We start from the raw sequence: 6,886 nt of genomic DNA on the forward strand, positions 1-6,886 counted from the left end.
CGCTGCTGAACACATAGGCAGTGTGGAGGGAACGCGGGGAAGTGAAACATCTCAGTACCCGCAGGAAGAGAAAACAACCGTGATTCCGGGAGTAGCCGGGCCCCGGGGGTGGCACGTCGGCTGCGGGCCGTCGCCGGCTGATCGCGCAGTTCCCCGCGCCCCTTCGGGGCGCCGTGGTGGCGCGTGACGAAGATCCGCCGCCTGCGGGGGCGTCGTGGCTTGCCGCGCCCGCGCGGCGGTAGCCGCAGATCGACACCGCCCCGCGCCCCTAGCGGGCGAGGCGGTGGAGTTGGAGGGCCAGCTGGAGTTCGAGGGCGCGGGCGGGGGTGTTCCAGTCGGGGCCCAGCAGGCGGCCGACGCGGTCCAGGCGCTGTACGACGGTGTTGATGTGGACGTGGAGGTCGTCCTTGGCCCGGGCGGGGCTCGCGCCGCAGGCGAAGTACGCGTCCAGGGTGCGGGCGAGGTCGGTGCCGCGCCGCTCGTCGTAGTCGAGGACGGGGCCCAGCACGCGGCGGACGAAGCCCGGTACGTCGCCGCGGTCGGCGAGCAGGACGCCGAGGAAGCCGAGCGCGGCGAGGTCGGCGCCGTCGCCGGTGCGGCCGAGGGCGTGCAGGGCGGCCAGGCAGCGCAGCGCCTCGGCGTGGGTGGCGGGCAGGTGCTCGGGGCCGGTGGCCGGCCCGGCGGCGCCGGCGGTGACGGGGGTGCCGAGGCTCCGGCCGAGGGCCCGGGCCAGCTCGCGGGCGAGGCGGGCGCAGTCGCCGGCGGGGAGCAGGAGGAGCACGTGGCCGTCGCGGGTGCCGGCGAGGCCGCCGTGGTGGCGGGCGTGCCGGGCGGCCTCGGCCACCAGGCGCGGGCGCGTCTCGGCGTCGCAGTCGAGGGCGAGGACGGCGTGCGGGTGGGTGAGGTCGACGCCGAGGCGGCGGGCCCGGCGGGCGAGCCGGCCGGTGTCGGGGCCGGTGCCGGGTGCCCGGGGGGTCAGGAGGTCGTCGAGGAGTTCGCCGCGTACGCGGTCCTCCGCTTCGGCGACGGAGCGGCGCAGGAGCAGCAGCAGGGCGGTGACGAGTGCGGCGCGCTCGAACAGGCGCCGGTCGGCGTCGCTCAGGTCGGGGCGGCCGGTGAGCACGAGGCTGCCGAGGAGTTCGGAGCCGGCCGGGACCGCGCACACCCAGGTGCCGTCCGCGGGCACCGCCCGGCCGCCGGCGCAGGAGGCGGCGACGGCGTCGGCCGGTGGGGCGGCGGGTGCTGTGCCGACGCGGGCCAGCGCGGTGCCGTCGGCGTCGTGGACGCTCAGGTCGCCGCCGAGCAGGGCGGCGATCTGGGCGGCGACCTCGCCGACGGTGGCGCCGCGCAGGACGAGTGCGGTGAGGCGGTCGTGCGCGTCCGCGGCGCGGCGCAGTGCCTCGCCGTGGGCGCGGGCGGTCCGGTTGGCGGTGTCGAGGCCGACCAGGGCGGTGCGCGTCTCTTCCAGCAGCCGGGCGTTGTCGAGGGCGACGGCGGCGTGGTCGGCGAGGGAGGCGAGCAGGGCGACGGCGTCGGGGGCGAAGGAGCGCGGGCGGCGGTCGGCGGCGAACAGCACGCCGATGACGCGGGCGCCCACGCGCAGCGGGACGCCGAGGATGCCGCGCAGTCCCTCGTCGGCGACCGCGGTGTCGATGGCCTCGGTGTGCTGGAAGCGGCGGTCGGTGCGGTAGTCGGTGCTGGTGTACGGGCGGGCGGTCTGGGCCACCAGGCCGCCGAGGCCCTCGCCCATGCCCAGGCGCAGTTGCTGGAATCCGGCGGACGCCGAGCCGTCGGTGACACGCATGAAGGTGTCGCCGGCGGCCGGGTCGTGCAGGGTCAGGTAGGCGACGTCCGTGCCGAGGAGGGTGCGGGCGCGGTGGACGATGGCGCGCAGGACGGCGTCCGTGTCGCGCAGGGCGGCCAGGTCGCTCGCGGTGTCGAAGAGCGCGGCGAGTTCGGCTTCGCGGCGCCGGTGCTGGTCGAGGGTGTGCCGGATGTCGAGGGCGGCGTCCAGGGCCGCGTCGAGGGCGGCCTGTTCGGCCGGGTCGTCGAGGGCGGCGCGGTCGGCGGCGGCCGCGGGGGCGAGCATCTCGGCGGGGGCTCCGGCGGCGAGGTGGCACAGCAGGTTCAGCAGTGCGGCCGTGGCGGGCCGGGCGGGGCGCACGGCGCGGTCCTCGTTCATGGGCACCATGGTGGTCCTTCGTACCGGTGCGAGGGTCCGGGCGTTCGTCTCACGTGGGCTCGGCTCCGGTCAGCGGGGCCTGGTCGGCGCCGGTGGCCGCCCGGGGTGCGGGGCGGGCCAGGTCGCGTCCCCGGGTCTCGCGGGCGACGGCGACCGTGACGGAGGTGACCACGGCCGCCAGGCACAGGTACAGGGCGATCGGTGTGGGTGAGCGGTAGGCCTTGAGGAGTTCGACGGCGATGACGGGGGCCAGGGCGCCGGCGGCGATGGAGGCGAGCTGGGAGCCCAGCGAGGCGCCGGAGTAGCGGACGCGGGTGTCGAACATCTCGGAGACGAAGGCAGCCTGGGGCCCGTACATGGCGCCGTGCAGCACCAGTCCCACGGTCACCGACGCGGTGATCGCGGCGAAGGAGCGGGTGTCCAGCAGCGCGAAGAACGCGAAGGCCCACAGGGCCATGCCGACCGAGCCTACGAGGGTGACCGGTCTGCGGCCGGCCCTGTCGGACAGCGCGCCCCACAGCGGGATGGTGACGAAGTGCACGGCGGAGCCGATGAGAACGGCGTTGAGGGCGGTGCCCTTGGGAAGGTGCAGGTGGGTGGTGACGTAGACCAGGAGGAAGGAGGTGAGGACGTAGTAGGAGACGTTCTCGCCGAAGCGCGCACCCATGGCGGTGAGCACCTCGCGCCAGTTCCTGCGCAGCACTTCGGTGACGGGGGCGCGCGGCGCGCCCTCCCGCGCGGCACCGGCCTCGGCCCCCGCCCGGGCCTGCAGGAAGAGGGGGGACTCGGTGACGGAGACGCGCACCCACAGGCCGATCAGGACCAGCACGCCGGACAGCAGGAAGGGGACGCGCCAGCCCCAGGCCCGGAACTCCGCCTCGGACTGGACGGCCGCCAGCAGGGCCAGGACGCCGGTGGCCAGCAGATTGCCGCCGGGGGCACCGCACTGCGGCCACGACGCCCAGAAGCCGCGCCGGTCGGCGCCGCCGTGCTCCGAGACCAGCAGCACCGCCCCGCCCCACTCGCCGCCGAGCGCGAAGCCCTGGACGAGCCGCAGCACGGTCAGCAGGACCGGCGCGGCGACGCCGATGGTGTCGTACGTGGGCAGCAGCCCCATGGCGAAGGTCGCGCCGCCCATCATCAGCAGGCTGAGGACGAGGAGCTTCTTGCGGCCCGTCCTGTCGCCGAAGTGCCCGAAGACGATGCCGCCGAGCGGCCTTGCGGCGAAGCCGATCGCGTAGGTGACGAAGGCGATCAGCGTGCCCACGAGGGGGTCGTCGGCGGGGAAGAAGAGGGTGTTGAACACCAGCGCGGCGGCCGAGCCGTACAGGAAGAAGTCGTACCACTCGACGGTGGTGCCGATCAGGCTCGCGGCGACGACGCGGGTGATGCCGCCGGTCGGGGGACGGGTCATGGGGTGGGTCACCAGCCTTCGGGGAAGGGGCGGTCAGGTCGCGGTCCAGCCGCCGTCGAGGGCGATCGAGGCGCCGTTGATGCCGCCGGCGGACGGGCCGCACAGCCAGACGACGGCGGCCGCGACCTCGTCGGGTTCGAGCAGGCGCCCCAGGGGCGAGCGGGCCAGCAGGACGTCGTCGAGCACGGCGTCCTCGGTGATGCCGTGGGCGGCGGCCTGGGCACGGACCTGGGCCTCGACCAGCGGGGTGCGGACGTAGCCGGGACTGACGCAGTTGCTGGTGACGCCGTGCGGGGCGCCCTCGACGGCGGCCACCTTGCTCAGGCCCTCCAGGGCGTGCTTGGCCGCGACGTAGGCGGCTTTGAAGGCGCTCGCGCGGTGACCGTGGACGCTGGAGATGTTCACGACGCGGCCCCAGCCGGCGGCGTACATGTGCGGCAGCACCCGGCGCAGCAGCAGGAACGGCGCGGTGACCATGACCTGTTGGATCAGGGCGAAGCGCTCCGGGGGGAACTCGGTGAGGGGCGCCACATGCTGCAGGCCGGCGTTGTTCACGAGGATGTCGACGGCCGAGGGCAGGGCGTCGAGGGCGGCCGGGTCGGCGAGGTCGGCGATGTGGGGCCGGCCGCCGATCGCCTGCGCGACCGCGATTGTGGAGCCGGCGTCCACGTCGACGACGTGCACGGTGGCGCCGGCCCGGGCCAGGTGGGCGGCGCAGGCCCGGCCGATGCCGCTGCCCGCTCCGGTCACCAGTGCCGTCCGGCCGCGCAGGTCGGGGCCCGCCGGGTGCGGCGGCGGGGTCGGGGATTCGCTCGTCATGGCGGCCGACCTTAGGGGGCTGCGGGCCCGGCTCCTATGGTGCCGGACCACACAAGAAGCTTGCGTCGTATGGGGTGCGGGCCCATCGCTAGGATCCGCCGGGTGACCGAGATCGACTACGGACGTTTTCACGAGGACCTGCGCCGGGCGCGCACCGCGACCGCAGGCGGTGCCGGCCGCTGGGAGCTGCTGCGCCGCTTCCAGCAGGAGTGGGGGTACGAGCCCGCCGGCGGGCCGCGCCGGGGGCAGGAGGAGCCGGACGAGCACAAGGAGTACGTGACGGGGCTGCGGGAAGCCGTCGGCATCGGCCCGGCGCAGGACGGGCCGCAGGACGTCGATCCCGCACTCGCAACACCCTCCGCCCTCACGGAGTGGTGGGAGCTGCCCTTCAACTCCTTCGCGGACCGCTCCGAGCTGTACGAGACCAACCCCGTGTGGCCGCCCACCGTCCGCCCGGACCCCACCGGCTACGGCGTCGCCGACGGCCTGCCGCCCGGCAACGCCTTCGCCGGGCCGGACGAGGACCAGCGGGTGTGCGTCTTCATGGCCGAGAACCAGTACTGCAACGAGTGGGGTTATCCCGCGGCCCGCAGTGCCCTCGCCGACCCGCCGGTGCTCGTCTCCGGGCTCGGCGACGACGGGGAGCCGGGGTGGCACCTGCAGAGCCGCTCGGTGTCGGAGTTCTTCCTGCAGCTGGCCCTTACCCGGTTGCCCGCCCACTTCGGGTGGACCGTCGAGGAGGGCGACGTGGACGAGCAGGCCATGGCGCGGCTGACGGAGCACCTGCACCCCCTGGGCCTGCTGCCCTGGCGCGAACTGGGCGCCCGTACCGAGTTCTTCGGCGGCCGGGACGTCATCGTGGCCCACAACACCGGCTTCGGCGACTTCGGGTTCGTCGCCTACGGCCGCAGCGAGCAGGCGCTGCTGCGGCTCGCCGGCGCGCTCGGCGTGGACTGGTCCGAGTGGATCTGCGAGCCGGAGAGCCGTCACGAGGATCGCTGAACGCCCGAGCACCTCCTGGTGGGCAACGCAGTGCATCGGAAGGGCCACGCAGGGCATACGCGCAGTGCGGGCGCCGGCCGGCGGCGGGCGCCCGGTGCGGTCAGGCGACAACTGCCCTGCGGGGGACGGGAGGTGACGCGATGGCATGGTGGTCGTGGCTGGTCGTGGCCGTCGTGTGCGTGCTGGTGGCGGCCGTGGCGGTGGCGGGTGTGCAGGCCCGCAGGCGGTCGGGGACGGTGCTGGCCGTGCGCCGGCGGCACGCGACGGGCCGGAGGGGGGCACGATGAGGGCCCCGTTGAGGCTGGCGTCCGAGCTGTCCGGGCGCCCGGTGGTGACCCTGGGCGGGGACGTCCTGGCGCAGATCAAGGACACCGTCTTCGACGTGCCCGCGGGGCGGATCGTCGGCTTCACGCTCAGCGGCCGCGGCGTGCTGGCCGGTCCGCTCAAGGAGAGCCTGCCGTGGCCGGGCGTCCACGCGCTGGGCCGGCATGCGGTGATGGTCACCGGCAAACAGGCGCTGGCCGGGCCGAAGGCCGTGGTGACGCCCGGCGACGCGGCCCGCGGGGCCGTGCTGGGCGTGAAGGTGCTGACCGATGCCGGCATGGAGGTGGGGTCGGTGAAGGACGTGGTGGTCGAGAGCGGCACCAGCGGCCGGGTGGCCGGGCTGCGGATCACCGCGGCCGACTCCGCCGACGGCCGGCGCCGGGACGTCTTCGTCCCGCACGACCAGGTCCTCTCGCTCTCCGGTCACGCCCTGGTCGTCCCGGCCGACGCCCGGCGCCTGGTGGCCGAGGAACTGCCCAGTTTCACCTCGCAGGCCGAGGTGTTCCTCACCCGGGAGGCAAGCTCGTGGTGATGCTGTTCTCCGCACTGCGGCACTGTCCCGTGGTCGGCATCGAGGAGGCCGCGGACCTCGGCCGGGTCGAGGCCGTCGGCCTCGCGCCGGCCGGGGCCGCCGTCGCCCACCTCCGGGTGAGCGGCGCCGGCCGGCATCCGCGCCTCGTACCGTGGAGCGCGGTGCACGCCGCGGGGCCGGACGCCGTCCTCGTACGGGCCGCCGAGGTGGCGGACGACGGCGAGGAGGAGGCCCCGGGGCAGCACGAGGCCCTGGGCACCCGGGTCCTGACGGACCTGGGCAACGAGCACGGCACGGTCGAGGACGTCGCCTTCGATCCCGCCACCGGGCGGATCCACACGCTCTACACGACGCTCGGTGCGGTGCCCGGGGAGCGCGTGATGGGGTTGGGCGACTACGCCCTGGTCGTCCGGGTCGCCCAGGGGGTCCGCGGGGCGTAGGCCGTCTCCGGCGGATCTTCGTCACGCGCCACCACGGCGCCCCGTCAGGGGCGCGGGGCGGTGTCGATCTGCGGCTGCGCCGCGTGGGCGCGATCAGCCGGCGACGGCCCGCAGCCGACACGCCACCCAGGGGTCCCGCGATCTGCGGGCACGTCGGGGCTTGTCGCGCCCAC

At 75.4% G+C, this 6,886-nt stretch carries 7 protein-coding genes; 4 read left to right on the forward strand and 3 right to left on the reverse strand.

Translation table 11 applies throughout. The features are described 5' to 3' along the window. Positions 1–268 precede the first annotated feature (268 nt). From AB0K17_RS30535 to AB0K17_RS30545, 3 genes are read right to left on the reverse strand one after another with little or no spacing between them, the layout of a single operon-like run. Positions 269–2,182 carry a GAF domain-containing protein gene (locus AB0K17_RS30535; RefSeq protein ID WP_365984992.1) on the reverse strand — a complete coding sequence of 638 codons (1,914 nt, stop codon included), beginning with the start codon at positions 2,180–2,182 and terminating at the stop codon, positions 269–271. A gap of 49 nt (positions 2,183–2,231) precedes the next feature. Further along, complete coding sequence (locus tag AB0K17_RS30540; protein ID WP_365984993.1) at positions 2,232–3,596, reverse strand: MFS transporter; 1,365 nt, start codon at positions 3,594–3,596, stop codon at positions 2,232–2,234. A 33-nt stretch (positions 3,597–3,629) separates the two neighbouring features. Then, positions 3,630–4,415, reverse strand: coding sequence for a 3-hydroxybutyrate dehydrogenase (locus AB0K17_RS30545; protein ID WP_365984994.1), 786 nt, complete (start codon positions 4,413–4,415; stop codon positions 3,630–3,632). Between the two features lie 102 nt (positions 4,416–4,517). Here AB0K17_RS30545 and AB0K17_RS30550 point away from each other — a divergent pair, with 102 nt between their 5' ends. From AB0K17_RS30550 to AB0K17_RS30565, 4 genes are all read left to right on the forward strand, one after another. Beyond that, a complete protein-coding gene (locus tag AB0K17_RS30550; protein WP_365970138.1) occupies positions 4,518–5,417 on the forward strand; it encodes a hypothetical protein in 900 nt (299 codons plus the stop codon). A gap of 140 nt (positions 5,418–5,557) precedes the next feature. Further along, a complete protein-coding gene (locus tag AB0K17_RS30555; protein ID WP_365970139.1) occupies positions 5,558–5,704 on the forward strand; it encodes a hypothetical protein in 147 nt (48 codons plus the stop codon). 8 nt (positions 5,705–5,712) lie between these two features. Continuing rightward, positions 5,713–6,273 carry a PRC-barrel domain-containing protein gene (locus AB0K17_RS30560; protein WP_365984995.1) on the forward strand — a complete coding sequence of 187 codons (561 nt, stop codon included), beginning with the start codon at positions 5,713–5,715 and terminating at the stop codon, positions 6,271–6,273. After that, positions 6,273–6,713: a hypothetical protein gene (locus AB0K17_RS30565; RefSeq protein ID WP_365970141.1), complete on the forward strand. Its 441-nt coding sequence runs from the start codon at positions 6,273–6,275 to the stop codon at positions 6,711–6,713. Before AB0K17_RS30560 ends, AB0K17_RS30565 begins: the two co-directional genes overlap by 1 nt. Positions 6,714–6,886: the final 173 nt, after the last annotated feature.

The sequence above is a fragment of the Streptomyces sp. NPDC049585 genome, from assembly GCF_040675615.1.
In the GTDB taxonomy this organism is placed as follows: Bacteria; Actinomycetota; Actinomycetes; order Streptomycetales; family Streptomycetaceae; genus Streptomyces; species Streptomyces luteosporeus.

Bases quoted from the DNA above. Each gene is read 5' to 3' on its own strand.
- AB0K17_RS30555 (WP_365970139.1), top strand. From the start codon at position 5,558: ATGGCATGGTGGTCGTGGCTGGTCGTGGCCGTCGTGTGCGTGCTGGTG.
- AB0K17_RS30565 (WP_365970141.1), top strand. From the start codon at position 6,273: ATGCTGTTCTCCGCACTGCGGCACTGTCCCGTGGTCGGCATCGAGGAG.
- AB0K17_RS30535 (WP_365984992.1), bottom strand. From the start codon at position 2,182: ATGAACGAGGACCGCGCCGTGCGCCCCGCCCGGCCCGCCACGGCCGCA.
- AB0K17_RS30545 (WP_365984994.1), bottom strand. From the start codon at position 4,415: ATGACGAGCGAATCCCCGACCCCGCCGCCGCACCCGGCGGGCCCCGAC.
- AB0K17_RS30540 (WP_365984993.1), bottom strand. From the start codon at position 3,596: ATGACCCGTCCCCCGACCGGCGGCATCACCCGCGTCGTCGCCGCGAGC.